This is a genomic window from Microbacterium sp. Bi128, from assembly GCF_918698205.1.
The window spans coordinates 1-1,361 of sequence record NZ_CAKKMM010001369.1 but is presented as its reverse complement, the minus strand read 5'-3'; the positions used below and the strand labels follow the sequence as shown (position 1 = coordinate 1,361).

The 1,361-nt window shown below is 65.0% G+C and carries 2 protein-coding genes; both read left to right on the top strand.

The genetic code is table 11. The features are described from left to right. Positions 1–968: DJ-1/PfpI family protein (locus tag LQV45_RS32880; RefSeq protein WP_230011847.1), on the top strand; the 968-nt coding region annotated here is incomplete at its 5' end. Positions 969–1,086: 118 nt separating this feature from the next. After that, positions 1,087–1,361, top strand: a 275-nt coding sequence (locus LQV45_RS32875; RefSeq protein WP_230011844.1) for a hypothetical protein, incomplete at its 3' end; no start/stop codon positions are given.

The following is a 1,361-nucleotide window of genomic DNA, read 5'->3' as shown; positions in this document are numbered from 1 at the left end:
CGGCCGTCGGCGCCCCGGAGAGCACAAAAGAAGCACCCATGCGGGACTGGATCGCGGAACAAGCGGGGCGCGGCGCCCGCATCCTTGGCGTGTGCAGCGGATCAATGGTCCTGGCCGAAGCCGGTGTGCTGGACGGGCGTAAGGCTACGAGCCACTGGTCCCGCCTGGGTGCGCTCAAGCGGAGCCATCCCGAGGTCCAATGGATGGGAGGCCTGCGATTCGTTCAGGACGGCAGGATCACCACCACGGCCGGTGTGTCCTCCGGCATCCCCGGTGCCCTGAAAGTCTTGGAGGACCTGGCCGGCACGGCCGAAGCCGAGCGAGTCGGTCGGCTGATGAATTACCCGGGTTGGCAGGTGGCGGCGGCAGCCCAGATACCTGACCAGTCCTTCGCCGCCTCGGATATTCCCGTCGGGCTCAACGCCCTCCTCCCCTGGTTCCGGCCGACGATCGCCGTCGGCCTCTTCAACGGGGTGGGTGAAATCGACGTCGCCAGCGCATTCGAGGTCTACAACATGTCATTCGCTGCCCGGACGGTGGCGGTTGCCGCCACGGACACGGTCACCACCAAACACGGGATGATTCTCCTGACCGTCCCGGAACACGAGGCACCTCCGGTGGACAACGTCATTGCCCCTGGCGCGGCTGGGGACGAGGGCATTGATCCGCAATTGCGCGGCTGGGCCGCGTTCCGCGACATTCCCGTGGATGCTTTTGCTGGCGCCGGCGGGGTGCTCGGGTTCGACGGCGCCATCACGTATCTGGCGCAGCACACCGACCGTACAACCGCTGTATCGGCAGCTAAGATGATCGACTACCCGACGGCGCACCTCAACCTTCCGGCCGGAGAAGCTTCTGGCCGGGTTCCCGGACTGATCGCGCTCGGCCTCCTGCTCGCCACCTTGATCGGTTCAATCCCAGCGGTCATTCGAAGCGCCATCCGGCGCCGAAGGCAAGGGCGCGGCTAGCGGGTCCCGTAATTGCCTCGGATTCACGAATATGCTCTCCACAGCCACCACAACACGGCGTGCATCGCACGGCGCAACACGCGTTGCTGCCTGGGACTCGACAAGGGGATGGATCCAGATGCTGTTGGACCAGCTTTCCGCAATACTCGCCTGCGCACTCTTGGCCGGCCTGGCTGTTTTCCAGGTGGCGCTGATCGCGGGAGCACCGCTGGGGAGAATGGCATGGGGCGGACAACACCGCGTCCTCCCGGCCAAACTCAGAATCGGGAGCGCAGCATCCATACCCCTGTACGCCCTCTTCGCTTATGCGGCGCTGGCCAAGTCCGGCTTTGTCCCGCTGTTGGTCAGCGAATCATTTACTGCGATCACCGTGTGGGTGCTGACGGCATACTT